This window comes from Rhizobium sp. NPDC092011, from assembly GCF_044756305.1.
In the GTDB taxonomy this organism is placed as follows: Bacteria; Pseudomonadota; Alphaproteobacteria; order Rhizobiales; family Rhizobiaceae; genus Rhizobium.
Genome location: NZ_JBIVSO010000001.1, coordinates 205,559 through 228,342, shown reverse-complemented (window position 1 = coordinate 228,342; position 22,784 = coordinate 205,559). Strand labels below are relative to the sequence as shown.

Annotated in this window: 21 protein-coding genes and 5 pseudogenes; 8 read left to right on the top strand and 18 right to left on the bottom strand. The window is 57.3% G+C overall.

Translation table 11 applies throughout. From position 1 onward, the window contains the following. Positions 1-45 precede the first annotated feature (45 nt). Positions 46-2,598 carry a hypothetical protein gene (locus ACIQJ2_RS01245; protein ID WP_400666395.1) on the bottom strand — a complete coding sequence of 851 codons (2,553 nt, stop codon included), beginning with the start codon at positions 2,596-2,598 and terminating at the stop codon, positions 46-48. Here ACIQJ2_RS01245 and ACIQJ2_RS01240 point away from each other — a divergent pair. Continuing rightward, on the top strand, positions 2,597-2,821 hold the full coding sequence (locus tag ACIQJ2_RS01240) for a hypothetical protein (RefSeq protein ID WP_400666397.1): 225 nt from the start codon (positions 2,597-2,599) through the stop codon (positions 2,819-2,821). The two genes, ACIQJ2_RS01245 and ACIQJ2_RS01240, sit on opposite strands and share 2 nt — an antisense overlap. Positions 2,822-2,832: 11 nt before the next feature. Here the strand turns inward: ACIQJ2_RS01240 and ACIQJ2_RS01235 are convergent, their stop codons facing one another. The 7 genes from ACIQJ2_RS01235 to ACIQJ2_RS01205 all read right to left on the bottom strand — a co-directional run bounded on the left by ACIQJ2_RS01235 (position 2,833) and on the right by ACIQJ2_RS01205 (position 9,885). Continuing rightward, positions 2,833-3,705, bottom strand: coding sequence for a protein-L-isoaspartate O-methyltransferase (locus tag ACIQJ2_RS01235; RefSeq protein WP_400666399.1), 873 nt, complete (start codon positions 3,703-3,705; stop codon positions 2,833-2,835). A 677-nt stretch (positions 3,706-4,382) separates the two neighbouring features. Then, positions 4,383-5,309 (bottom strand): HlyD family secretion protein, encoded by a 927-nt coding sequence (locus tag ACIQJ2_RS01230; RefSeq protein WP_400666401.1) that lies wholly within the window; start codon positions 5,307-5,309, stop codon positions 4,383-4,385. After that, the gene (locus ACIQJ2_RS01225) at positions 5,302-5,976 is read right to left on the bottom strand and encodes an ABC transporter ATP-binding protein (protein WP_400666404.1); all 675 of its coding nucleotides are present in this window, start codon (positions 5,974-5,976) and stop codon (positions 5,302-5,304) included. The genes ACIQJ2_RS01230 and ACIQJ2_RS01225 overlap by 8 nt, the downstream gene beginning before the upstream one ends. Positions 5,977-6,034: 58 nt before the next feature. Further along, the gene (locus ACIQJ2_RS01220) at positions 6,035-7,171 is read right to left on the bottom strand and encodes an ABC transporter permease (RefSeq protein ID WP_400666407.1); all 1,137 of its coding nucleotides are present in this window, start codon (positions 7,169-7,171) and stop codon (positions 6,035-6,037) included. 2 nt (positions 7,172-7,173) lie between these two features. Beyond that, positions 7,174-8,568, bottom strand: coding sequence for a TolC family protein (locus ACIQJ2_RS01215; protein ID WP_400666409.1), 1,395 nt, complete (start codon positions 8,566-8,568; stop codon positions 7,174-7,176). Positions 8,569-8,683: 115 nt separating this feature from the next. After that, positions 8,684-8,863 carry a hypothetical protein gene (locus tag ACIQJ2_RS01210; protein WP_400666412.1) on the bottom strand — a complete coding sequence of 60 codons (180 nt, stop codon included), beginning with the start codon at positions 8,861-8,863 and terminating at the stop codon, positions 8,684-8,686. Beyond that, on the bottom strand, positions 8,860-9,885 hold the full coding sequence (locus tag ACIQJ2_RS01205) for an extracellular solute-binding protein (protein WP_400666413.1): 1,026 nt from the start codon (positions 9,883-9,885) through the stop codon (positions 8,860-8,862). Before ACIQJ2_RS01205 ends, ACIQJ2_RS01210 begins: the two co-directional genes overlap by 4 nt. A gap of 510 nt (positions 9,886-10,395) precedes the next feature. Between ACIQJ2_RS01205 and ACIQJ2_RS01200 the strand changes: the two are divergent. Then, positions 10,396-10,629, top strand: a pseudogene (locus ACIQJ2_RS01200) (hypothetical protein); the annotation flags it as partial. 411 nt (positions 10,630-11,040) lie between these two features. Here ACIQJ2_RS01200 and ACIQJ2_RS01195 read toward each other — a convergent pair. The 6 genes from ACIQJ2_RS01195 to ACIQJ2_RS01170 form a co-directional block, all read right to left on the bottom strand. Next, the gene (locus ACIQJ2_RS01195; protein ID WP_400666415.1) at positions 11,041-11,454 is read right to left on the bottom strand and encodes a curlin; all 414 of its coding nucleotides are present in this window, start codon (positions 11,452-11,454) and stop codon (positions 11,041-11,043) included. A gap of 173 nt (positions 11,455-11,627) precedes the next feature. Continuing rightward, the gene (csgH, locus tag ACIQJ2_RS01190) at positions 11,628-12,026 is read right to left on the bottom strand and encodes a curli-like amyloid fiber formation chaperone CsgH (protein ID WP_400666417.1); all 399 of its coding nucleotides are present in this window, start codon (positions 12,024-12,026) and stop codon (positions 11,628-11,630) included. A 64-nt stretch (positions 12,027-12,090) separates the two neighbouring features. Continuing rightward, the gene (locus ACIQJ2_RS01185) at positions 12,091-12,528 is read right to left on the bottom strand and encodes a curlin (RefSeq protein WP_400666420.1); all 438 of its coding nucleotides are present in this window, start codon (positions 12,526-12,528) and stop codon (positions 12,091-12,093) included. A 513-nt stretch (positions 12,529-13,041) separates the two neighbouring features. Beyond that, positions 13,042-13,725: an IS6 family transposase gene (locus ACIQJ2_RS01180; RefSeq protein ID WP_400666422.1), complete on the bottom strand. Its 684-nt coding sequence runs from the start codon at positions 13,723-13,725 to the stop codon at positions 13,042-13,044. Positions 13,726-14,043: 318 nt separating this feature from the next. Next, positions 14,044-14,310, bottom strand: coding sequence for a TfoX/Sxy family protein (locus ACIQJ2_RS01175; protein WP_400666423.1), 267 nt, complete (start codon positions 14,308-14,310; stop codon positions 14,044-14,046). Positions 14,311-14,381: 71 nt separating this feature from the next. Next, entirely contained in the window at positions 14,382-14,882 is a 501-nt protein-coding gene (locus tag ACIQJ2_RS01170) for an SRPBCC domain-containing protein (RefSeq protein ID WP_400666426.1), read from the bottom strand. 88 nt (positions 14,883-14,970) lie between these two features. Between ACIQJ2_RS01170 and ACIQJ2_RS01165 the strand changes: the two genes are divergently transcribed. Next, a complete protein-coding gene (locus ACIQJ2_RS01165) occupies positions 14,971-15,375 on the top strand; it encodes a winged helix-turn-helix transcriptional regulator (RefSeq protein ID WP_400666428.1) in 405 nt (134 codons plus the stop codon). Between the two features lie 239 nt (positions 15,376-15,614). Then, complete coding sequence (locus ACIQJ2_RS01160) at positions 15,615-15,899, top strand: hypothetical protein (protein ID WP_400666430.1); 285 nt, start codon at positions 15,615-15,617, stop codon at positions 15,897-15,899. Positions 15,900-15,965: 66 nt separating this feature from the next. On the opposite strand, the pseudogene ACIQJ2_RS01155 reads toward ACIQJ2_RS01160, so the two are convergent. Then, positions 15,966-16,173, bottom strand: a pseudogene (locus tag ACIQJ2_RS01155) (CopG family transcriptional regulator); the annotation flags it as partial. Between the two features lie 292 nt (positions 16,174-16,465). Here ACIQJ2_RS01155 and ACIQJ2_RS01150 point away from each other — a divergent pair. The 3 genes and pseudogenes from ACIQJ2_RS01150 to ACIQJ2_RS01140 all read left to right on the top strand — a co-directional run bounded on the left by ACIQJ2_RS01150 (position 16,466) and on the right by ACIQJ2_RS01140 (position 19,162). Continuing rightward, positions 16,466-17,635 carry an aminotransferase class V-fold PLP-dependent enzyme gene (locus ACIQJ2_RS01150; protein WP_400666433.1) on the top strand — a complete coding sequence of 390 codons (1,170 nt, stop codon included), beginning with the start codon at positions 16,466-16,468 and terminating at the stop codon, positions 17,633-17,635. 245 nt (positions 17,636-17,880) lie between these two features. Then, a pseudogene (locus ACIQJ2_RS01145) lies at positions 17,881-18,291 on the top strand (transposase); the annotation flags it as partial. Positions 18,292-18,466: 175 nt separating this feature from the next. Continuing rightward, positions 18,467-19,162: an alpha/beta fold hydrolase gene (locus ACIQJ2_RS01140; protein ID WP_400666435.1), complete on the top strand. Its 696-nt coding sequence runs from the start codon at positions 18,467-18,469 to the stop codon at positions 19,160-19,162. 291 nt (positions 19,163-19,453) lie between these two features. Here the strand turns inward: ACIQJ2_RS01140 and ACIQJ2_RS01135 are convergent. From ACIQJ2_RS01135 to ACIQJ2_RS01125, 3 genes and pseudogenes are all read right to left on the bottom strand, one after another. Beyond that, positions 19,454-19,786, bottom strand: a pseudogene (locus ACIQJ2_RS01135) (DDE-type integrase/transposase/recombinase); the annotation flags it as partial. A gap of 38 nt (positions 19,787-19,824) precedes the next feature. Beyond that, positions 19,825-19,965, bottom strand: a pseudogene (locus tag ACIQJ2_RS01130) (DUF3363 domain-containing protein); the annotation flags it as partial. 298 nt (positions 19,966-20,263) lie between these two features. Next, on the bottom strand, positions 20,264-21,871 hold the full coding sequence (locus ACIQJ2_RS01125) for an MFS transporter (protein WP_400666437.1): 1,608 nt from the start codon (positions 21,869-21,871) through the stop codon (positions 20,264-20,266). Here ACIQJ2_RS01125 and ACIQJ2_RS01120 point away from each other — a divergent pair. Continuing rightward, positions 21,768-22,691 (top strand): LysR family transcriptional regulator, encoded by a 924-nt coding sequence (locus ACIQJ2_RS01120; protein WP_400746418.1) that lies wholly within the window; start codon positions 21,768-21,770, stop codon positions 22,689-22,691. The genes ACIQJ2_RS01125 and ACIQJ2_RS01120 overlap by 104 nt on opposite strands. The last annotated feature ends 93 nt before the right edge of the window (positions 22,692-22,784 follow it).

The following is a 22,784-nucleotide window of genomic DNA, read 5'->3' as shown; positions in this document are numbered from 1 at the left end:
CTGGACCAGACCTTTCGCCATGCTCATCGTCATAAGGCTTCGCTCCTATCTTTGACAGTGTCCGCCGCCAACGTCGCAGTTGCCGACAGTGCCCGCACTTTTTTTCATAACCGAGAAAAATGCTGGCATGGCAATCACATAGGCGCAGGCACTGATGTTGAGAACCGCACTTAATCCGAACGAGGTGGCTATTATCGGTACCATCGCCGCCCCGATTACGGAAAAGCAGCCATTGATGCCCCAGGCCCATACGAACAGGTGATCCTTGCCGAGACGAGCAAGCCACGCCATTGCCGTTGCCATTGGAAAGCCCATTAGAAAAGCGGAGGGCGCGACAAGTGCGAAACTAATCGCCAAACGCGAACCGTAGGGAAAGCCGCCAATCCAGGCCAGGATAGATGCTAATCCCATGCTGTACCCCAAAAGCAAAACAACGATTGCGGCAAGAATTGCAGGTATAATGTACTGCGCTTTGTCCACTATGCGTGCGCTGCAGAGGCTGCCAAGTCCAGAGAACACGAGCAGGCAGGAGATAAGGACGGACGCTGAAATCGTCGGGTTTGCCAGAACCAGTGTAAAGCGACCGATCAACCCCACTTCGACCATGATAAAGGCCAGGCCTAGGCAGGCGAAGAAGACGATGCAGCCGACCGCTCCTGGCGAACGCGACAGCATTGACCGGCGCCGAGGAAGAAGGGGCAGCACTATGAGCGATAGCGCGGCAAGCGTTGCGACACCGAGTGTTGCCCACAATACCAGATAGCCCCAGTCATCCTGAAATAGGTCGAGGCGATCGATTGTTCTCGGGAGATCAGCGAATTTTTCGTAGCCGGCAAAATAGGGCCGGTCGTCGGTTAGTGCGGTGACATCAAATACGTAGTCCCGGTGAAACTGTTTCCAATTGCCATTTATCAGGCTGGACCAAGCCAATCGTGCGAGACTCGTTGCCGGCAGCGGCGTTGGAGCGTCAGCGGCATCGTCTGGAGGCGGTGCGTCGCCAGCCGCCGCATCTGATGCATCTGCATTCGGCGCCGCAGACGAACCGGCGCTGGCACCGTTGCCGAAAATCGAGTTGCGGTAGTCCTTCATCAGGGTATCGGCGTCCGGTATCATGGGAGAAAAACCAGGCGAATAAAGCTCGTCAAAGGACATTGAGCGCGTGTATGCACGAAGCTTGTCGATATCGGTCGAGTTAAAGCCACTCTTTTTGTAAAGCACCGTCGTGGTCGAGAGGTAGCTGGAGGCAACGAACAGCGACTGCGCGGCATGATCCGGATCGGTAGCCCTGGCCGCAGCTGCGATCGTGGCATAGAACTTCAGCGCCGATTTGAGAGGCTCTTCCTTGTTCCAGACGGTGATTGATAGAATGCCGCCATCGGCAAGGGAATTGATGTAGTCAAGCATCGCTTCCTTGGTATGTGCATAGCGTTCGACAATTGCAAATCCGCCGGGATTTGAAAGGCCAATGGAACCCGCAAGACTGAGGTCAATGACATCGTATCGCTCATTGCTGTGCGCCAGGTATAGCCGTCCGTCACCTGCAACTATGTTCAGCGCGGTGTTATCGAGCAAACCATGAGTGTAGTCCTTGAGACTTGGATCGCGAAGTGCCGCGATGATTGCCGGATTGCTTTCTGCCGCGGTCACGGATGACGAATTTGCATGCAGTGCAACCATGGTGGAGATGCCACCACCGAGTTGCACGACAAATGTCTTGGGATGGTTCTTAATAACGTAAGGATAGTGGGCCGGCAGATACTGATAATAGGCTGCGTCCTCCGGCGGAAGCTCTCGCATGATGCCTTCGGGCCCTTCGCCGTCGACGTAGAGCCCAAGAAAGGTGTCAGCTGGTATCTCGGGCATGTTGAAAGCCGCGTTGTCAGACAACCCCGGGGCAAAGTGCATGTAGGCGCTCTTGTAGACCTGAAGGTCCCCGAACGGCGAAATGTTACGATAAACCCGCGTCGCGTCCGGAAAGTTTCGCGCGTAGGAGATGCCCTTGTATTGTGTGACGGAGATGGCAGGCACGCCAAGCAGTCCTGGCAGCAGCACGTAGGCGGCGATTGAAATTCCGGCAATGACAGCGGTTGCGCCTGCTGTAGCAACGGCGCGCTGCCCAATGAACCAGGCCGTGGCTCCGCAGCCCCATAACAGCAATGCTGCCGACAAGATTGTTTCGGGAGGAAGGACGTACAGGGCGCCAAGCATTACAAGGCCAGCGGCACCCGAGCCGGCAAGATCGGCAAAATACATCCGGCTGAAGCGGGCACGAGCCTTGAGAAAGACGATCCCGAGAAAGATCGCACCGGACAGGAACGGAAGAAGATAGAGCAGGAAGTTGAAGAGGAGCCGCCACTTCTGTTCGGGATCGGACACTATAAAGATTGCGTTGAACGTAAATCTTTGCGCAGTGAGGTTGGCCATGACGACGAGGGGGCCCATCGACCACAGCGCAAGCGAGGCCATACCGAGCCAATGACGCTCGATCCATTCTTTGAAGACGAAGATAATCACGCTGGAAAGGCTGAAGGCAAGCATGGCCAGGCTGATCACGAGCGAGCCGAAATGTGCCCAGCTACCGACGGCAAAGACGCGCATGAGCGCGATTTGCAAGGCGATAATCGATCCGGCAATGAGCGCGATGCAGAGCTGGGCTGCCGGTGAGGTTTCAAAACCCGGCAACGGCGCGAGCCGCGATTTCGACAGCATCGTGAATATCTCCGCTGAAGCAGCCTGTGAAGTATTGGAGAACCTTGGCCCGTTGTCGGCGGTGGCTCACCTCATAAAAGCAGCGCGGCATGCCGTAGTTGCTTGCGTTTAGGCCCATTGCGCTTAATCGCCGCTGTGGGTCCCGGCGATCGAGCCATTGTCAAGTTTGGTAAAGGGCACGAAATTGACGATCGAGCCGTGATAGATGTCCGAGCGATCGACCACGATAGATCCGTCCGCCGCCTGCTTCTTCACAATCTTAACGACGTGCTGGGCGCCCGGTGGCCCGATCGGGATAACCATGACGCCATTGGGTTTCAGTTGCTGCAGAAGCGGCGGCGGGACGTGATCGATGCCGCAGGTAACAATGATCTTGTCGAACGGACCAACTTCCGGCCACCCATAATAGCCATCGGCATTCTTACGTTTGATCGCAGCATATTCGCTATAGCCATTCGCAATCAGATCCGAGAAAATCTTGCCCGTGCGCTCATATAGCGGCTTGATGATCTCGATGCTCCAAACCTTGTTCGTCAAGTTAGAGAGATAGGCCGACTGATAACCTGAACCGGTGCCCACCTCAAGAACCGTTTCTCCGAAGCGCGGATTGATCGTGTCGGTCATCCGCGCGACAGTATGCGGCCCGGTAATGGTCACTCCATAGCCAATGTCGAGATAATGCCATTCATAGGCTCTGGTCCGATTTGCAGCTGTGACAAATTCTTCGCGGGGTGTCATGAGATAGGCCCGCTTGTTGCGATCATCCCAGATATCCTTGTGAGCGACCAATTGCAGTAGGCGATCGTATCGCTGTCCGAGGAAACCGGGATCCTCGCCACGGTGCTGGACCATCCAGTCGACAAACGCCATGCGGTCACCCAAAGGTGGCATGGCGTTCATATCGTAGGGCATCGGCACGCGGGCCAGGCCAACCTCGGGCATCGCTCCCAGAAAAAATGCACCGGCCGAGGTCGTTAGAAAGTCACGTCTTTTCATGGAATTCCCGTCCTTCTTTCTTGACGCTGGGAAGTCTGCCCGAGCTGCAGCTTATCGCGAGCCAAGGAATTCAAAAGTAAAGGCGATCCCTTACCGGGTTCTTTCTGGGAGGATACGATTCCGTAAGGGAATCGGATTTCGGGATCGCAGTTGATTGAGCGGGCCAGACTATCGGCTTGCCGGTTACAGCCGGTGTCTTGATCTTACGATTGGTCGGTGAAGAATGGTCTTGGATAGTCATTGTGCCTTCGATTATCTCATCCATTTTCGATTGCCTCCTCCCGTTGTCCGCAACCTTCGAAAAAGATGAACACGACCAGAACCATCCGAGCTGAGAGCAATCTCGCACTCAGGAAGTAGTGAAATTAAATGACAAAGCTTACGGCGGAGTGGCTGGTTTCATACGGATCGGTAAGGTCTGAACCCAAAGTGGCTCATCAACTTTCGCGGACGGAGCCGAAATGGGGAATGGAGCCATATCGCATGAGCGATCACTTCGACGAGGGCTGTATCGACATCTTGCGCTATCGGATCCAGGCGACGACTTGTCAGTAGATTGTCTGTGGCACATCGCTCCATGAGCGGACCTGACGCATGAGCCACGACTTGCTTGCCGGCATTCGTCAGGAAGCAGGTTTAGGAGGTGGTTTCCCAAAGCCCAGCGAACCTCGGCGGCTTCATTTAAGGACTCGGACCACGACGCGCTGCCCGATCGCCAATGGCGCGTCGCGCGCGATGGTTATAATGCAGTTCGCCGCTCTCACATCGCTTCGCTCGCCGGAATTCTCCGCCGATTTCGGGCGCGTCAACACCTTGGAGATCCGGCTGATCTTGCCCGAAACGGATTGGCCTGTTCGCCCTTCGGCGGCGATCTCGACGTTCATGCCGGGACCGACAAGGCCGAGATACTCCTCGGGAATGTCCGCACGCACGATCTTCGGTCCATCCGGCAGCAGGACAAACATTTCGGTCATCGCCTGGACGGATACAGCTTCTCCGGCCTTGACGGCCTGGCGGATGACAATGCCATCGGCGGGCGCCGTGATCGACCGCACGCTTACCTCCCGCTTGGCGATTTCGAGGCGCTCGCGCGCAACCGATACCGCAAATGCTGCGGAATTGGTTTCGATCGCCTGCGTTTCATAAGCGTCACGCGCATCGCTCAGCGCCTGATCGGAAACGGCTTTGCCGGCCGCAGCGCGCTGCATTCTCTCAAGCGTTTTCGACAGGCTCTTTACCTTGAGTTGAAGGAGCTTGTAGTGATCCTCAGCCTGCGCCAGCTCCGCATCGGCGATCCGTACGGCAGACGCTTCCTGCCGGCTGTCGAGGATGGCGAGAACATCGCCCTTGCGGACATAGGCGCCTTCCGCTGCTTCAACCGAGGCAACGACCCCATCGCGCACGGCGGTTATTCGGTAGAGCCCCCCTTCGACGTCGACGGTCCCGCGGGCGGCCGCAGCGATCGCCGGCGACGGCGGTTCGGCGGCATCAGGATTTTCGCCGGCCTTTGGTATGCCGACAGTCAACCACAGGACGCATAGTGTCACGGATGCGCCTAATATTGCAGTCGCGGAAACACGGTGGGAACGCTTCAACTTATGCATGCCAGTCCTCTCGTGTATCGATGCCGCGCCCGGAAACAGGCCGCCGGTCAGACAGCGGCCGCCCATCCTCCATGTTGAGAACGCGGTCTGCCTTCGAAAAGAGACGCGTGTCGTGGGAAACACACAGCACCGTTGTTCCCAATTGCCTTGCCGTCTCACGCAGGATCTCAACGATCCTCAACCCATTGCTGCTATCCAGAGCGCTTGTCGGCTCGTCGGCGAACAGAATGGCCGGCTCCTTGACGATCGCTCTTGCTATGGCGACGCGCTGCTTTTCGCCACCGGACAGATGCGAGGGCCGCAGGTGCTGGCGGTTGAGCAGGCCGACGCGGTCCAGCGCGTCCAGCGCCCTGAGGCGAGCCTCTTCTTGCGGCACGTTCAGATAGTCGAGCGGCACCTGCACCTGCTCAAGTGCCGAAAGGGCCGGAAACAGGTTGAAGCCCTGGAAGATGAAACCGCAGTTATGGAGCCGAAAGGCATCCCGTTGCGTGTCGGTCGAGGACGACAGGTCGGTATCTCCCGCCCGAATGGTGCCGCTGTCGGGCTCCGTCATGCCACCGAGCGTCGCCAGCAGCGTGCTTTTTCCACATCCCGAAGGGCCGCTGAGCACGGTGAACTCGCCGCTGAAGATCTCGACGGACATGTCAACGAGCGCGTTCGTTCGCATGCCCTGTACCGTGAATGACTTATATAGGTTTGAGGCTGAGATAGCGGGGCGCATCATATCACCTCAACAATGTCGCTGGATCGGCTTGGCGAAGCCGATGTACCGCCAGAAGGCATGCCAATATGGCGACCGCAAGCACGACGAACGATGCCGACGCTATGACGACGCCGTTAAGCTCGAACGGAACCTTGTAGATCAGGGCTATGAAGCCAATGGCAACGCTCAGCACCCCGTTGATGATCAACCCGGCGAACCCGACCCAGGCGGCCTGCTCTATGACAATTTTCCTCAATCCGCTGAATGGGACGCCGAGGGCACGAAGCGTGGCATATTGCGGGATCGTTCCCGCAACGGCAGCCATCAGGGTCTGGCTGGTAATGAGAGCGCCGATGGTAGCAGCGATCAGCGTCGCAAACACAAAAGCGATGCCGGCACCGGAATCGAACAGCATGTAGCTGGTCGACATGTCCGCAAGTTTCCTTGCCGGCCAGATTTCGAAACGCTCGATCGGGGCACGTTCGTTCAGGTGGCTCAAAACGCGCGACTGTTCACTCTCCCGGGCGATATTAAACAGGAAATAGGTGGCGCCTCCGTCGGCAGGTAGCGTCTGATCGAGGACGCGCGCCGTGTCGAGCGAGCCGACGACATTGACCCCTCCCAGGCCACGCAGACCATCAATGAAGCCAATGACATGCACGGTGTGGCCGTTCACTTCGGCAAGATCGCCAGGTCCGATGGAAAGTTTTTCGCTATCGGCCGCGTCGACGACAACTGCGGCCGGCTCGCGAAGCCGATTGCGCAAGTTCGGCGGAACAACCCGCGCCAGCCCCACGCTATCGGACTGCGCATCGATGCCGACGACCGTTACACTGATGCCGCCGCCGCCATGGATACCGCGCCAATCCCCCGATCCCAGAAGAAGCGGCTCGACATGCGAGATCGCCGGCTCCGCATAGAGGCTGGTCAGCACGCCGGCCGGGACGGTGCGCCCCAGCTCGACGCTCTGAGTGCCGGGAAAGCCGAGCCAATAACTCGCATCCGATTGGGTGACATAGAGCGAATTCGCGCTGACGATGCCGAGGAGCAGCGCTCCTTGAGCTGTCATCAACAGTCCGGAAAACGCCACCGCCGCAACGGCCGGCAGAAACCGCCGCCATTCGTAGAGAAGCGTCTTGCGTGCGATCGCCACTGCCATGATTACTTTCGCCCTTCCGCCTTGGAGGGACGTTTCACATCTTCAACGGGAGCAAGCGGCTGCACACCGCGCGTCGCCTTGTAGAAGGAGATCGCCGCGCGGGCCTCGTTTTCAATACTCTGGGTGAGAGACGAGCGCAGTTCCAAAAGATTGATGGCTCCTTCAATGGACTTCGATTTATCCGCCAGTCCCTCTCGCACGAGGATGTCGGTGCTGGCTTTGAGCTTTGAAACCCGTTGCAACCGCGACTGTAATAGAGCCGTGTGTGCTCGCGCAGCATTGAGTTCGCGCAGCGCCTGCGAGGCTTCCTCATAGGCGAGGAGCACGACCTGCCTATAGGCAAGCACCGCCTGGCGAAACTCGGCTTCACGCGCGGCGACAACGTCCTTGCGTCGACCGTAGTCGAAAATCGGCAATTGCAGGGAGGGGCCGCCTAAGACGCCCAGAATGGAACTCGACACCGGGGCGCCGATCCCAATGGTGCCGGACAGGCGCAGCTTCGGATAGAGATCGCTCTTGGCGAGACCGACCTGTGCGCCGGCCTGCGCCACTGCGAATTCGGCCCGCAGAACGTCTGGTCGCGAGCGCAGGAGATCGGCCGGGCGGCCTTCCGCCATGCCTGCCGTTGCAACGGGTTGTGGTTCGGCCTTGAGAAGGGAGGGATCCGGGTTGGCACTTCCCAGGAGAGTGGCGATCTGCTGACGTGTGCTGGCGATATCATTGTCCAGAGCCAGCAGGGCGGATTTCGCGGTATCCAGGCCGGCCCTCAGCGGCTCGTTTTCGATTGATGTCGCCAGCCCGGCCTGCTCCTTCACGCCAGCGATTTTCGCACTGCGCTCCAAAAGACTAACAAGCTCTGCCGTATCGAAGCGACGCTTCTGAAGCGCGCGCAGATGCACGTAGTTGCTGGCGATCTCGGCCGTCACCGCCACTCGGGCAGCCGCGACATCTTGAGCCGCCATTGCAACGGCGAGGTCGGCCGTGGCTTGCGTTTGCCGGTCCTGACCGAAGAGGGGGATTTCCCAACTCGTCTCCAGATTGAGTTGCACGGGCCGCCGGGTAAAGTCATCTTTGATTCGCGAGCCGGTTGATGCATTGGCAAGGCCGGATAAGGAGGTATCCGGCTGATAGGCGGCCATAGCAGAATGCGCCAGGGCTCTGGCCGCCGTCAGGTTCTGGCCTGCCAGGGCGATCGTCAGATTCATGTTTTCGGCACGCGAAACGAGTGACGAAAGCGTCTTGTCATGGAAGCCGTTCCACCAGGCCGATGTGCTCAGCCTGGATGGCGAGGCCTTGTGAGGTGCTCCATCATAGGCCTTGGGCAACGGCGGAGGCGTTACCTGCAGCGCGAGGTCCGATGATTGACAGGCCGACAATGCCAGGACCAAGCCGGCCACGGACAAGAGAATCCGGCGAGACCTTCGCCCAGTGCCCGGCAAGCCAACGTTGCTTGCGTGATCCGTTCTGCGCGAGCGGCATTCGATGCTGTTTGCTTCATTGGTCATGGGGTCATCACTGAGCAAGCCACCTCGCATCGACCCCGCTGCCACTATCTCTCCGCGGACGGCGGCGCTGGCGAAACATAGCCTCGAACAGCTTTTGCAGAAGACAAGCAAATGCCGCGATGGCGTGATCGAACATGTACCAGACCAAGTTACCAAAGATGTTCGCGAATGGAATAATCGCCGTCATGCCGAAAAGACCTCCTTCCAGTTTCGGAGGATTGCAGCGCGCTGCTCCCAAAGGTAAGCCAGATCGGCATGCCAAAGCGACCTTTGAGAGCGTTCGCCCAGCGTTCGCTCCCCGGCAATCTCAATATCCGACGACACGGATTTCACGGTGGGGACGAAGCCGCGCTCCAAAGCCAGACGTTTTTGAAATGACGGATCGAGCATAAGGTCCAGGTATGCGAACGCCTTTGCCATGTCGCGCGTGCCGGACTGGACCGCGACCTCCTGACGGATGGAAATCGTGCCTTCTTGCGGCACCGTTGAGTTGATCGACGGATCAGACTTCCGCCATACATAAACACTTGCCATTGGTGCCATGGCCAGTCGGACCTCGCCCCTTTTTAGAGCAGCGCCTAGCGCGGCGTCGCTAGGATACACCTTTATGTCAAGTGACCGCCATTGTTGAAGCCGAGCTCGGGAAGGGCCGAGATCCATGATTGACCCGCCTCCTGCCACGGCGGCATAGATTGTGTTGGCGATAATCTGCTTTCTGGAGAGCCCCACGCGCCCTCGATTGGCTTCGGACCATAGTTCCATCAGTGAGATTGGACGTGAATGTACGAGCCTGGTATTGTAGGCTATTGCCTGAATTGACTGCAAGATTGCGATCGATGTGCCCTTGTTTAATGAGGGTCGAATCGTGTCGACAGTGGCAAGGTTTGTCTTGTTTATATGCGCGAGGAGACCGCTTTGCGCGACGCCATACATAGAAAGTTCATCGAGACAGATGACATCAAAGTTCCGACCGTTCGGTCGCGCCGTGGCATCCGAGCGAATAAGGTCCGTGGCTTCCATGGGAGCCTCATGCAAAACCTCCGCCCCATGGCCAGTGCGCATGAGGGTATCAATGCGTTCGCGTAAGATATCGTCGAATTCGACGTCATCGTTTGCCACCATAATTGTAGAGGTTTGCGCCTTGGCGTATCGCGGAAGCAGACCGCTGAGAAGCGCGGCTGTAAACGCGCGACGGGAAACATGCACCATTAGCAACTTTCGTTATTCGTTCCTGTCGCAGTCACCGCGAAATCCGATCCAGCCCTTTTTGAGGCTTTGCGCTCCCCTCGGAATTCGGTCGGCTCATATGCTGATCTACCCATACTGACCTTACGCCCTCCTGTCCGGAAATATACAGTTCGGTAAGATCGCGTGCGTTCTATCGAAATCAAATGCTTTCGGTTTCGGCGCCTGCGAAATCTGTCGGCCCGACTTGTGAGTGCGGCAAGCGTTTGTATTGCAGGAGTTTGCAGGACTGACGAAGACGTCAACAGCAGCGCGCCAATTTGTCGAGCAGTTCAACAATGGTCGAGGATCGACTGTTAAAATGCCTGCCAATCGGTCCTCAGTGGCAAAGATGCGTGCTTGGCCGAGATCCCAGATCATCCAGAACTGCTTCTGATGTTTCGAGACTACGCTCCGTCTGCCCTATCGCGGCGGTCGCCGAAGCCCGCTCCATAGTCATTTCATCTATGACCTGAGCTTCAAAGCGGCCATGCCTTCGCGGCGGGCAGCACATATCCGACAATGGCTGCGCTGCTGTCGCATCAGAATGCACATCGCTCCAATCTGATATTCTTGATTCAGACGACCTTTACTCTCGCTTCTCCACCGGCCTCCCGCAGAATTCACCTCGGGGTGAACCATCTCACAGATGTGTTTGCGGGATGGTGTATCGGTCTGTTGGGGCCATCTGTTATCAAAGCCGGCGGCCGCTGGCATCTGCGGAGATAGGAATGTGCGCTCGCCATCTTCGGCTCATCAGACCTAACTATCTACTGTGACCATATTCTCAAGGCCATTGCGCGGTGAGCTGTTTGAACAAGTTTGTCATCGCTGCCGCTGCCGCTGCCGCTGCCGCTGCCGCTGCCGCAGGGAAACGACCTATCTTGTTCGCCGGGTCCTGGCAGTCGAGAAGCAGAAGGTCAAGATGCGGGAATCCAAGTCGCTGGCGACGGAGTGGCCGCACGTTCGATATCTTTCAAGAGCTTTCATAGCCGGTGCGTAGGGTAGAGATCCTGCGTACCGTCGTTGGAAGGCCGGAATTGTCTGCGGGGAGGGCTTCTCCCTGAAGTGCGGGCAAGCGCTTCGTCCAGACGTTGATGAAACAACATGACATCATCGTCGGGACCGTCGTGAGCAGCCTTACCAGCCATAGCTGAAGGTAGCACCACTGCCGTTATCCCCATCCTGCACCACGTCGGTTTCAGTATTTCGGCCATACTGGAAAATGCCATAGGCATTGTTGTTGCCGTTCTGCCGCAATGTTGCGGAATGACCATTGCCCCGCTGCTGGATAAAGCCGAGGTTGCCGCGGCCAGCCTGGGCGATGCCAGCCACGTTACCCCGGCCCAGCTGCCGGATGTCGGCGTCTTTCAGTCCACGGTAGAGCGAATAGACGCGCAATCCGGTTGAGAAAAGACCCGCATCCTCGGCATTGTCCGGCGCGAGGTTGAACGAGATCCGGCCGCCGGCATAGGCTGGAGCAGACAAGGCTGCTAGCCCTAGGCTCCCGGCAAGAAGAGTGACGGTAAGCATCTGAAACACGTTGCGGGTCATGCTGATCTCCATTAGCCGGCTGGCTTAGCCGATGATCAACTTTCGCATCCTGCAGCTGAACCCAGTCGGAATTGCTCGTTCAGTTGTCATTCAGTCGTCTCGGCCTGATCGAAAACAAAAAGGCGCCGGAAGCCGGCGCCCTTTTAAAGGGATTTGCAGAGTGTGGAGGCCGACTAGTTGTCGCCGATCTGCTTGATGCAGCTGATACTCTTGACCCCGACCACGAGATCCAATGTGGCTTTGTATTGCGCTCCTTTGGAGTCGAGCGTGACGGAGCTGAGGATTGCCGAATGTCCTGCAGTGGCATCAAAATTGCCGCTTTGGTTGATCGTCGAGCTTCCACTGTCTCCTGATTTTTCGACGTGGAACGTGTAAGTCCCGCCGACATGTTTGTCGGCGTGGACCAACGCATCAAGTCTCACGATACCGGCTTCAGGCGTTGCTTTGATTTCGCAAAGCTGTGCCTCGTCAGATCGGTTGGCAGTCGTCATGGCTGCAACTGCGCCGACGGGAAGCAGGACCAGCGTAAGAATGGCCATCAGGCGGCGCGGATGTTTGACGCTATTTGGCATGGGTCGTCTCCCTTAATGGTCTGCTGTTGCGATCGTGACCTTTTTCATGTCATCGAGCAGCCGCTTACGGGCAGGCCTGGACGAAGGCCGCGACATTGCCGTTGCCGCCCTGGCTGACATTGGCGCTGCAACCACGACCGACCTGGACGCCAGCGGCGATGTTGCCATTGCCGTCCTGAGTGAGGATGGTTGTGTGGTTGGAGCCAAACTGGCCGATGCCGGCTACGTTGCGGTTGCCGCTCTGATAGGTGGCGCCATAGTTGTCATTGCCTTCCTGACCGACAGCCGAAAGGTTATGGCGACCATATTGGTGGCCGACAATCCGGTTGTAGCCACCGTTCTGGTAGGTTCTGATCCGGTTTCCATATCCCTCCTGCGCGCCACCGGCAGAGTTCGACCAGCCATATTGTTCGATACGCACATCGTTGGCCATGGCAGGGGCTGCGGCGGTGAGGCCAACGAGAGCGATGAGTGCGGTTGCGATGAAAGACGTGCGGATCATGACTGTGTCTCCTCAGGCGGATAAGACCGCGGTTGAACGTCTTTCTTTTAGAATCTCCCTTTGGAACAGAAGCTGAAGGCACCATTCAGTCGGGGTTCATTCGGAGAGATCGGCGCCCGCCTGCTTGCAATTAAACCGGTAATCCGGCCTGCTCAAATTCGACGCTCCACTGGTCGCTTTCCATAGATTTGTGATGAATGTGTTCAACGACGGTTTTGCGCTCCGGTTTCGGTCTCTCCCGGCGGCCCACGCGGCCGCCTTCGAGCCGATCAGGCCGGGGAGCAACGGCTCGTTGAATGGCAGCTTTAAGGACGTGGAAGTTTGCACTCGAACGACCGGCATGAGGTGGGAAGCCGCTCTTGGCCGATGTGCTGCTGAACGGCAGCTATCTCAGATCGAGGCCTCGAAGCAGCCTGTCAGCTTCCGTGAAGAGTTTCGGGCGCCGGGAGGCGTACGAAAGGGTTCTGTCGCAAAGTTTTCTGGGAGAGAGAAGACGAGCTTGATTGGACCGAATTATGCTGCGAGTTCCGCAAAGACCTGAAATGGCGAACGGTTGTCGTTGGTGAACTGGCTCTTGCGGATCATATGAGCCACTTCGATCCCAGCGATCGTAGCAGAAGCGGAATAGAATGCCTTGAAGCCCATCATCGGCCTGGTGATCCGCTTGATGAACCGGTGGTCCTGCTCAAGAATGTTGTTGAGATGTTTGACCTGTCGGATTTCAATTATATTGCCCGTTCCTGTGAATCTAAGGCTCGTATTTACAGCTTGCAGGCCAGCCAGATTGGCGCCGCTCTTGTCAATTGCAACGCGGTCAGGAACGCCGTTGTTTGCGATGGCCTTCCTGAAGAACCGTCGCGCTGCAGGCAGATCACGGCGCTCGGACAGCATGAAATCAAGCGTTTGGCCATCGCGGTCAACCGCCCGGTAAAGATAGGTCCATTTACCCCGAACCTTGATATAGGTTTCGTCCACGCGCCATGAGTTGGCCGTGCGCCGTTTGCGCATGTGAGCCCGCGCGGCGATCTGAGGTGAGTAGCGCACAACCCATCGGTTCAAAGTCGCATGATCGATAGCGATACCGCGTTCCGACAGAATTTCCTGAAGGTCGCGATAGGAAACCGGATAGCGCACGTAAAAGAAAACGGCATGCAAGATGATACTTTTGGGAAACTGCGCCCCTTTGAAATAGACCATTGCCCCGCTTCCGTCTCCATCAGCTAACGACCAGACGTTCACACAAAAGCCTAGACATGAAAACTTTGCGACAGAACCGTCGGTTGGCGCGGAAAACAATTGTCGGTTTTCTGGGACGGACTCTTAGATTTCAACCTGCTTCATCAGAGCATTTTAGCCCTGATCCGGTGAGGTTTCCTGATTGATCTTGCTCAAAGCACAGCTCCTCGGGTTTCTCGTGTGAATAATGCCCTTTTTGCATCGACCCAAGCTAGTGTCAGGATCCTTTAACCTGGCGACGTGCCATTAACGCATCGAGTCGGGTGTCGACATAAAGTGTCAGTCTTCACCATACTTCGGAGTAAGGGCCCGAACGAAAGTCTGCCCCCGCTCTATCCAGCGCTTTAAATTAGCATCACTTTCAACGCCTTCGGGATCAATCAGAACGAATCCACGCGGCGTTCGTTTGGACAGTTCCATTGGCTTTACATGCGGCTCGCTTAAAGCTTTTTCGTAGTTTTGGCGACCGACCCTGACCATGAGGGCTGGCCCCACTACGCCACAACACATGTGGCCATTGGCCATGAAACAAAGCGCACCCATCATGCGCTACTCCACAACTCCGTCCATCTCCGCAAAATACATGCGGAGACGCCTGGCCATTGTCTCGTCGTAGCTCACTCGGATGAAGCGCCTCGTTCCGACGTAAGAACCTGCTGAAGTCGCTCGAAGCTGGTCACCCAGCCGGCGCGTGTTTTCTCAAGCACATCGGGGTTCTTGATGCCGGTATGGCGCAAGGTCAACCGGACACCGGAGGGATGCGGCGCCAGATCATAGATGACCTGAGCCGGGCCGCCGGGTGCGCCGACTGCCCGCCATGTGTGAACAAGGCCATGCGGTTCGCTGATTTCAACGAATTCGCCTTCGAGCTTGTAAGGTTGGCCGCCACCGACGCCCGAAGCCGCCCATCGTCCGCCTTCGCGCAGGTCGCCGGTCCACTCGCGGGTGTCGAACACGCCGGGCCGAACCCACCAGTCGCAAATCTCGTCCGTCGTCAGCGCGCGGAACAGGCGCTCCTGTGTGGCCTGGAACACAGCCGATGCTTCGATTTCGCCGGGTTCCGCATTTGCGACAGCGGTCGCGAACTGCTCGCGGTCTTGGGTCTCTGATGTCGCCATTGTCGTGCTCCCTTTCCTTTGATACAAGCTTAAACGACGTAGTACGCTTTCGTAAATACGGGCATTTAGGATAGTATGGGGAGCAAGGATGAGTTTGGTTTCCTCCTTTACCGGCCCCAGGGCATCGGCTCTGACGGGGCTCGATATGAGCCATATCAGGCTGTGCCCGGCAATCGCTTTCAACAAGATCGTTGGAGGTCGCTACAAACTGCATATTCTTTGCGTTTTGCATCGCGGTTCACTTCGTTTTGGCGAAATTGGTCGCTCGCTTGAGAAAGGCGGGTTGGGCAAGCCGATCACGCCGCGTGTCCTGAGCCGCGAGTTAAAAGAGATGACGGAATGGGGCCTCATCATCCGCAAGGAATTCGCGGTCGTTCCGCGGAAGGTGGAATACGCTCTGGCGGATCGGGGAAAGGCCCTTCTGCCCATCCTTTCCGAAATAATCCGATGGGGTGCGACAGGCGTCCATGAAGAGATGCTGGGTCTCAGATAGAGATCATGTTCGAGAGGCTCAAGGACTGGCGCCGCATCACGATGTGCTACGACCGCGCAGCCCATATCACCTTATACCTTCTTCTCGGCGATCTGCCTCGCTGCCGTGTTCGTCTTAATGAGTCCTGAGCCTAATGTCTGAGCGCGCGTTCCCGCCTTGCACTCGACACGAGCGCAAGGCGGCGAGGGTCTACAAAACGCCATCGAGATGGATGATGAAGTTCTGGAACGGAGATTCTGATGTGGCTGTCGATTGCGTTTAGCTATCTCGCTGGTGTTCTCTTCGGAAACGGCATTCCGCATTTCGTCCGGGGGATTACGAAAGAGAACTATCCATGCATGCTTGGAAATGGGCCGACGCCAAACTTGATTGCCGGGTGGCTCTGCTTCGTCCTGGTGGCGGTTCTCGCGCGGTGGATTGACTTTCAATCCTACCGTGATGTGTCGCTAATTGCGGGAGGATTTGGGCTGCTCGCGATTGGCCTCTTTCACTCAGCGATAGGAGCATTTGGGCGGAAACGCTAGGACCTGTGCTTTGTGTAGAGATAGTAGCTGAGCAGAACACGCGATGCGATGAGGCGGACAAAACGCCTAAGGTGATGGATCGCCGCTGTCAGGAGGCTGGGAGGTCGAGTTGGGCTGATCCTCGGGAATCTCCTGCCGCAGCCTCGGCCCCTGGCTGAGCGGTCGCCCAAGAGCAGAAACGAAATTGTCGTAGCGCGTGCCGGCCTGCGCGCGCGGCCTTTGCGGCCGGCCCGGGAAGCCGCGGCGTCGTGGTGAGCCAGAAGCGGACGAATACCCTTGTGCTTCAGACCGAGCTGGCGAAACCCAGATGAGCTGGCCGGACGTTGCCGGAAGACTATCGCGGCCTCAGTCCTCATATCTACAGTCACGTCAATCTTTACCGCCATTTCGATCTCGATCTGAACAGTGGGATCGATTTTGGGCAGTTCGCAGCGTAAACCGATGGAAGCGAAATTCAGTCGCAACAATCCATCGCAAAAGCCTAATTTTAATTGGGATTTTCCCGAAGGACTGCACCTGCTAGATTCGACCGGTATCGCCTCCCACAAATCAGGTAGCCATCGAGTATGATCGACATTGAGCAGGTTAGAGCCGACACCCCGAGCTGCGAGCAGGTGCTACATTTTAACAATGCAGGTGCATCGCTGATGCCCCGACGGGTCTATGACGCCGTTAGGAATGTTCTCGATCTTGAGAACAGGCTGGGTGGCTATGAAGCGGAACGGCGCGTGGCTGGGGATTTGCAGGCGTTCTATACAGAGTTTGCCGCACTCCTGAATACCTCGCCGCAAGAAATCGCCTTTGTCGAAAACGCCACTCGCGCGTGGGACATGGCCTTCTACGCTTTACCCCTTCGGTCAGGCGATCGCGTTATAACGCACGGCTCCGAATACGCCTCCAACTATCTCGCCTTCCTTCACCTGGCCAAAAGGCGCGGCATCGAGATCGACGTGGCTCCATCCGATGATTCTGGCCAACTCGACGCCGCCGGGCTGGAAGCTCTTATAAGGCCGACCACGAAGCTGATAGCGATTACCCATGTTCCCACGCAGGGCGGGTTGGTAAATCCAGCCGTTGCGGTCGGTCAGGTCGCCCGCAAACATAAGCTCACCTATCTACTGGATGCCTGCCAGTCGGTCGGACAAATGCGGGTCGATATCCAGGAAATCGGCTGCGACATTCTCTCGGGTACGGGGCGAAAATTCCTCCGCGGGCCGCGTGGAACAGGCTTTCTGTATGTCAGCAAGGCTATCGTAGAAAAGCTGGATCCGCCCTTTATCGACCTGCTCTCGGCCAACTGGATTGCCAATGACCAATACGAACTGGCGCCAGGCGCGAAGCGATTTGAGAATTGGGAAAGCTATGTCGGCGGTCGGGTCGGCCTCATGACCGCCGTCAAATATGCACGGGGCATTGGCATCGCCGCGATCGAGCAGCGCGTTTCGTCATTGGCCGCCACCCTTCGAGACGCCCTGGCTGACGAGGCAGGCATTTCTGTCCATGACCTTGGCCGGACAAAATGTGGCATCGTCACCTTTCGTAAGGAAGGTCTTGAACCGCAAGACATTGCCGAGCGCCTGAGAGCCCAACAGATTAACGTGTCGGTGTCTGGTGTGCCCTATGCCCGGCTTGATCTTGGCAACCGGGGTCTCTCCTCGCTGGTGCGCGCGTCCGTGCACTACTTCAACACCGAAAGCGAAATCGAACGGTTTCTCGCGGCAGTCGCCATGCTGTAGCGCTTACGGTGCGGGCCGAGCGCGAGGATCGCTTTGGCGATATGGGTAGTCGAGGGGTGTTGTCATGTCTGGATGGCGCCCGTTTGGCAATGTGATTTTGAATGATGTTTGAGCTTTGCGGGTCGGGTGCGGTCATGTCTCCGGCCTATTTGTGCGGCACGTTATGACCGCTGGCCCTGATGCTGGCCGCTTGATCCCGATCCAACCGCTCAAGAGTAACTTGCTTCAAACAACTTGACGATACCCCACTACTTGATCAAATCGACGGTCCGATTGGCAATTTACAGCCGACGGCGCCTATGACGGCGACCCGACCTATGGCGCGGTCAGCCGGCATAGCGCCGATGCTGCCGTCGTCATTCCACCTCGGGTCAACGCGATCGACCGCTCGGGCAAAGGGATCGACAGTCAGCGCGACCGGCATATAGCGGCGATCAACGCGAACGGGAGGATGAAGTGGCAAACTGCCACCGGCTATGGCAAGCGGTCCTTGGTCGAGGCCGCAATCGGCCGCTACAAGTCGATCATCGGACACCGGCTGCGAGCGCGCTCATTCCGCGCAACAGGCAGAAGTTGCCATCGGCTGCGCCGTCCTCAACCGAATGCTGGCATGTGCACGCCCGAAGTCCGTCAGGTCCGGGGCAACAACGGCGTAGTCACAGCATCAAAGAGCAGAATCCATTCACGCCGGAAGCGATGCACCAAAGCCATGCCTCGTCGCAATTGGAAGGTCACGACCTTGTGTCGGGTGGATTTCGGAGAATGCTGACACAAATTGTCAGCACCACAACATAAGGTGTCGGGATGTTTACTCAACGAGACCAATTTCCAATGACCCCAATAGTTATGATCCCTGGCTTGCTGTGCTCCGCTGAGCTTTACGCTCCCCAGATTGCCGCGCTATGGCCGTTCGGCCCTGTTACGGTGGCGTCGACACTTTCCGGGACAACCATGTCGGAAATCGCCGCAAACATTTTGAGAGCCGCGCCGCCGCGCTTCGCGCTCATCGGTCTATCAATGGGCGGACATGTCGCCTTGGAAATCATGCGTCAGGCGCCGGAGCGGGTCAGCAGGCTCGCGTTGCTCAATACTTCTGCTCGGCCGGACACTCCAGAGCAAGCTGAGCAGCGACGAGGCATGTTGGCTCAAGCTAGAGGTGGCGATTTCAAAGGGCTTTTGAGTCAAGTAATGACCTCGCTGTTGCACCCTGCCCATCGAGATGATCAGCATTTGCTCGAGGTCAATGTTCGCATGGGCTTGACGGTTGGTCTCGACGGGTTTGAACGACAAACAGAGGCAATCATCGGACGCGCTGACAGCCGTCCGAATCTCGCTGATATAACCGTTCCAACCCTCGTACTTGTCGGCGACAGTGATCCATTAACACCTCCGTTTTTGTCTGAGGAAATTGCAGCGGCAATCCCGAACTCCAAACTCGTGATCATTCCAGAGTGCGGTCACGGGTCAACCCGCGAGCAGCCAGAGGCAGTAAACCGTGCTCTGGTTATCTGGTTGGAAGCCGCCTAACAGGTGGGCCTTTTGGGGCGGCACTGGGCCAAGTTGCGATTCAGCGTGTTCCTAACGCGGGCAGGCTTTTGCAGGTTACCCGCTCGAATAATTTCTTGAATACTTATCAAGTCGGCCTGGGAGGCCACTTTCTACGACTGATACCGGAGCTTGATGAGGACGACTCACGCGATTCCATTTTCCGGCAAATCATGATTCAACATGGCGAAAGGAGATTTCTCGATGGGAACAGCGCTGACGGCACTGTAAACTTAACGGTTTGCAAACAAGATCTGGGAGTGAGGCTTTGGTTCATGCGGCATGAAGGCGCGCGATTTGGCGCCATGCTTGCATGGCTGTTGCTCGCAGTTGGCGATGGTGGGCGGATGGAATATCGTGGCGGGGAATGTTAAAGAGGTTAGCAATCGGGTCGTGTATGCAAACGAAATGCTAGAGCTGTCGCGCTGATTTGAAGCGCTTCATGATCCTCTCCCGTCGTCGGAGGGGTTGATGAGAATTCTCGACCCGATTGTTCAGGCCCTTGTGCGAGCGATGCTCGACGCCAGGCATGATCTCCCGCGTCGCGGCACCGTAGGATCGAAACTTGTCGGTGATCATCACACGCGGCGAACGGCCTTGCCCACGGCCCTGCGGTGTTGCTTCCAATCTGACAATGCTTTGCTTCAAATCGCTAGCCCGCGCTGCCTGCCTATTTCCCAAGTGACACTTCCCGAATAAACAGTAGCAGTGAGCGCCATCCCCAACTGCTGCTCGATCACCGGCTTCCACGGCACGAGGCTGAACCCCTTGCCGTCGTCGAGCATGACCGCACCTGTTCGGTTTGCTGTCGACCGGTTGGCGCTGTCGCCGTCAACTCCGGCCGCCGCTTCAGGCTGATTTGAATTCTGCAGGGGCTACTATATAGGTTCAGTCGCTAACTTTTTTGCGGCACCAAGAACCTAGAAAATCATTCCAAACGTTCCCGCAAAGGCGTTCTCTGTAGCTAAAATCCAGATCTTCGTATTCGAAACCCATTAAAAGCACGTCATTTCCGCGACCTGTTCGTCGCATTGAGAATTAAATTCTACGCGAAAAAAGTTTGCGAATCAGAACCGGCTCAAGTCATCGGGCGGTGATTACGCGTCGTCTTCTCTCGCGAAGCCCGAGAACCGCTATGACAAACGCGAGCACCATACCGCTCCCCGACAGGGCGAGAGCGATATGGATGCCGGTGATGATATTGTCCGGGCTGCCCGCAAGCAGCGATCCGAACACTCCGACACCGACCACGCCGCCGATTTGGCGTGCGGCATTGAATACACCTGAGGCAATTCCCGCCTGTGAACGATCCGCGCCGGACAGAAGCAGGATGCTGATCGCCGGTACCGTCAGCGCAACGCCGATGCCGATAATCATCAGCGGCACCATGACGAAAACATAAGCCGTGTCCCGATCTATGCCTGCGATTGAGAAATAGCCAATAGCCGCCATTGACAGCCCCATGAGGATGGGAAGCTTCGGTCCCATCCGCGCCGCGAGCGAACCTGAGACGAAGTTCGTGACCGAGATCAAGGCGGTCATCGGCAAAAATGCGAGGCCGGCAGAAAGTGGTGAATACCCTTTGCCAATCTGGAAAAACAAGCTGATCGCAAACATCAATCCGTAGTAACCGAAGTTCAGGAGCAGTCCGATTGTCGATGTGACACTTACAGTCGGCGATCTGAACAACGATAGCGGCAGCATCGGTTCTTTGTGACGCGCTTCGATAAGCAGAAAGCTGGAACCAAGCACCAGAAAGTCCACAAAGCCGGTCACGACCACTGGAAGCGTCCATCCGAGTTCGCCGCTTTCGACGAAGCCGACGGTAAGTCCTGCGAGTGCCAGGATGGCCAGGATCTGTCCTGCAAGATCGAGGCTGCGTCCGCTTGCCGCCTTAACGGCCGGCGCATAGACCGCAGCCAGCCAAATGCCCAGCGCGCCGAACGGGAGATTGATCAGGAAAATGCTCGGCCAGCCGAACCGATCGACCATAAGGCCGCCAACAATGGGTCCGGCGCCGAGAGCGATGCTCGCTGTACCCGCCCATATCCCAATGGCCCGGGCCCGGGCCTTGGGCTCGCTGAAAGTGCTGTTCAACAGTGCTAGCGATGAGGGGACGCAGAGCGCGGCAGCCACTCCTTGAAATACCCGTGCCGTAATCAGCAGTTCAATACTATCCGAGAGCCCGCAAGCAAGCGATGCCAGCGTGAAGAGCGCCAAACCGGTGATCATGATCGGCTTCGGCCCAAACCGGTCGCCCAGTGCCCCAGTCGACAACAAAAGACTGGCAAAGGCCAGGGTGTAGGCGTTCAGCACCCATTGCAGCCCCGTGATATTGGTACCCAGCGAGGATTGGATACGCTCGAGCGCCACGTTTACCACTGTCACGTCGAGGCAGATGATGATGAAGGCGAGACTGGTTGCGAAAAGGATCAGCGACGAGGACGAAATTCTGGGTCGGGCCACGCGATTGGTTCTCTCAGGAGCGGAATTGGCAGAACGGTTGCGCCATTCCACTGGATATAATTCCGGCGTATAGTTTGATAAATGGTCTAGAATTTGGATCACATCCAAGGAAAATTTGGTAATGGATCTCGTCAAGGCGATGTCGATATTTGTGCGGGTTGTAGATGCGGGAAGCATTACCGCCGCCGCTGCCGCCTTCGAGCTGTCACCGACGATGGTCGGCAATCACCTGCAGGCGCTCGAGCAACACCTTGGCGCCAAGCTGCGGCATCGGACCACCCGCCGGCAGAGCGTGACGGAGTTCGGCCGAACCTATTACGATCGATGCACGGAAATATTGGGCCTCATCGACGACGCGGAGACCCTGGCTTTCGAGGCGCAAACGAGCTGCAAGGGCCAGCTCCGAATAACCGCGCCGACCATCTGGACCAATGTTCTGCTCGTTCCGGCGCTGGCCGAGTATTTTCGGAGGTACCCCGAGGTTGATCTCGACGTCGTTGCCAGTGACAAGGTGCTTGACCTTGCCGACAATGGCATCGAAGCCGCCATTCGCTTCGGCATGCCCATTCCGCCGGATCTCGTAGCGCGACCACTCCAGCCGTATCGGCATGTGCTTTGTGCGGCGCCGGCTTATCTCGACGCTCATGGCGTGCCGACGGTGCCTGAGGATCTTGCCAGGCACCAGGCCGTTAACTTCGGTTTCCCGCCGAGCTCCGAATGGTGGTCGCAAACGCCGTCATGGCGGCTATCCAGCCCGGATGGAGAGATCACCATTCCGACCCGATCTCGCTTGAAGATCGACAGCACCTACAGCATGCGAACTGCAGCCTTGGCCGGGATGGGTCTTGCGATGCTTCTCCGGATCATGGTGGCTGAGGATCTTGCGGCAGAGCGCTTGATTGCCGTGCTGCCCGATTTCGCACCGACGTCGCGGCCGGTCAACTTGCTATACCGCCAGGATCGCCGAACATCACCAAAGCTCCACAGCTTCGTCAGCTTTGTCATCGAAAAATTCGGGGCGGCAGACCGGGGTCCGGCGGCATAAGACGTTTATAATAAGCACATTAATCAACCTGGTCGGAGGCCAGGGTAATTCGCCAAGTTCCAGAGTCTGCGAGTTCGGCTCTGAAGCTGGGTG

Bases quoted from the DNA above. Each gene is read 5' to 3' on its own strand.
- ACIQJ2_RS01240 (WP_400666397.1), top strand. From the start codon at position 2,597: ATGAGCGCGATTTGCAAGGCGATAATCGATCCGGCAATGAGCGCGATG.
- ACIQJ2_RS01245 (WP_400666395.1), bottom strand. From the start codon at position 2,598: ATGCGCGTCTTTGCCGTCGGTAGCTGGGCACATTTCGGCTCGCTCGTG.
- ACIQJ2_RS01235 (WP_400666399.1), bottom strand. From the start codon at position 3,705: ATGAAAAGACGTGACTTTCTAACGACCTCGGCCGGTGCATTTTTTCTG.
- ACIQJ2_RS01230 (WP_400666401.1), bottom strand. From the start codon at position 5,309: ATGCATAAGTTGAAGCGTTCCCACCGTGTTTCCGCGACTGCAATATTA.
- ACIQJ2_RS01225 (WP_400666404.1), bottom strand. From the start codon at position 5,976: ATGCGAACGAACGCGCTCGTTGACATGTCCGTCGAGATCTTCAGCGGC.
- ACIQJ2_RS01220 (WP_400666407.1), bottom strand. From the start codon at position 7,171: ATGGCAGTGGCGATCGCACGCAAGACGCTTCTCTACGAATGGCGGCGG.
- ACIQJ2_RS01210 (WP_400666412.1), bottom strand. From the start codon at position 8,863: ATGACGGCGATTATTCCATTCGCGAACATCTTTGGTAACTTGGTCTGG.
- ACIQJ2_RS01205 (WP_400666413.1), bottom strand. From the start codon at position 9,885: ATGGTGCATGTTTCCCGTCGCGCGTTTACAGCCGCGCTTCTCAGCGGT.
- ACIQJ2_RS01195 (WP_400666415.1), bottom strand. From the start codon at position 11,454: ATGACCCGCAACGTGTTTCAGATGCTTACCGTCACTCTTCTTGCCGGG.
- csgH (WP_400666417.1), bottom strand. From the start codon at position 12,026: ATGCCAAATAGCGTCAAACATCCGCGCCGCCTGATGGCCATTCTTACG.
- ACIQJ2_RS01185 (WP_400666420.1), bottom strand. From the start codon at position 12,528: ATGATCCGCACGTCTTTCATCGCAACCGCACTCATCGCTCTCGTTGGC.
- ACIQJ2_RS01180 (WP_400666422.1), bottom strand. From the start codon at position 13,725: ATGGTCTATTTCAAAGGGGCGCAGTTTCCCAAAAGTATCATCTTGCAT.
- ACIQJ2_RS01175 (WP_400666423.1), bottom strand. From the start codon at position 14,310: ATGATGGGTGCGCTTTGTTTCATGGCCAATGGCCACATGTGTTGTGGC.
- ACIQJ2_RS01170 (WP_400666426.1), bottom strand. From the start codon at position 14,882: ATGGCGACATCAGAGACCCAAGACCGCGAGCAGTTCGCGACCGCTGTC.
- ACIQJ2_RS01165 (WP_400666428.1), top strand. From the start codon at position 14,971: ATGAGTTTGGTTTCCTCCTTTACCGGCCCCAGGGCATCGGCTCTGACG.
- ACIQJ2_RS01160 (WP_400666430.1), top strand. From the start codon at position 15,615: ATGTGGCTGTCGATTGCGTTTAGCTATCTCGCTGGTGTTCTCTTCGGA.
- ACIQJ2_RS01150 (WP_400666433.1), top strand. From the start codon at position 16,466: ATGATCGACATTGAGCAGGTTAGAGCCGACACCCCGAGCTGCGAGCAG.
- ACIQJ2_RS01140 (WP_400666435.1), top strand. From the start codon at position 18,467: ATGACCCCAATAGTTATGATCCCTGGCTTGCTGTGCTCCGCTGAGCTT.
- ACIQJ2_RS01120 (WP_400746418.1), top strand. From the start codon at position 21,768: ATGGATCTCGTCAAGGCGATGTCGATATTTGTGCGGGTTGTAGATGCG.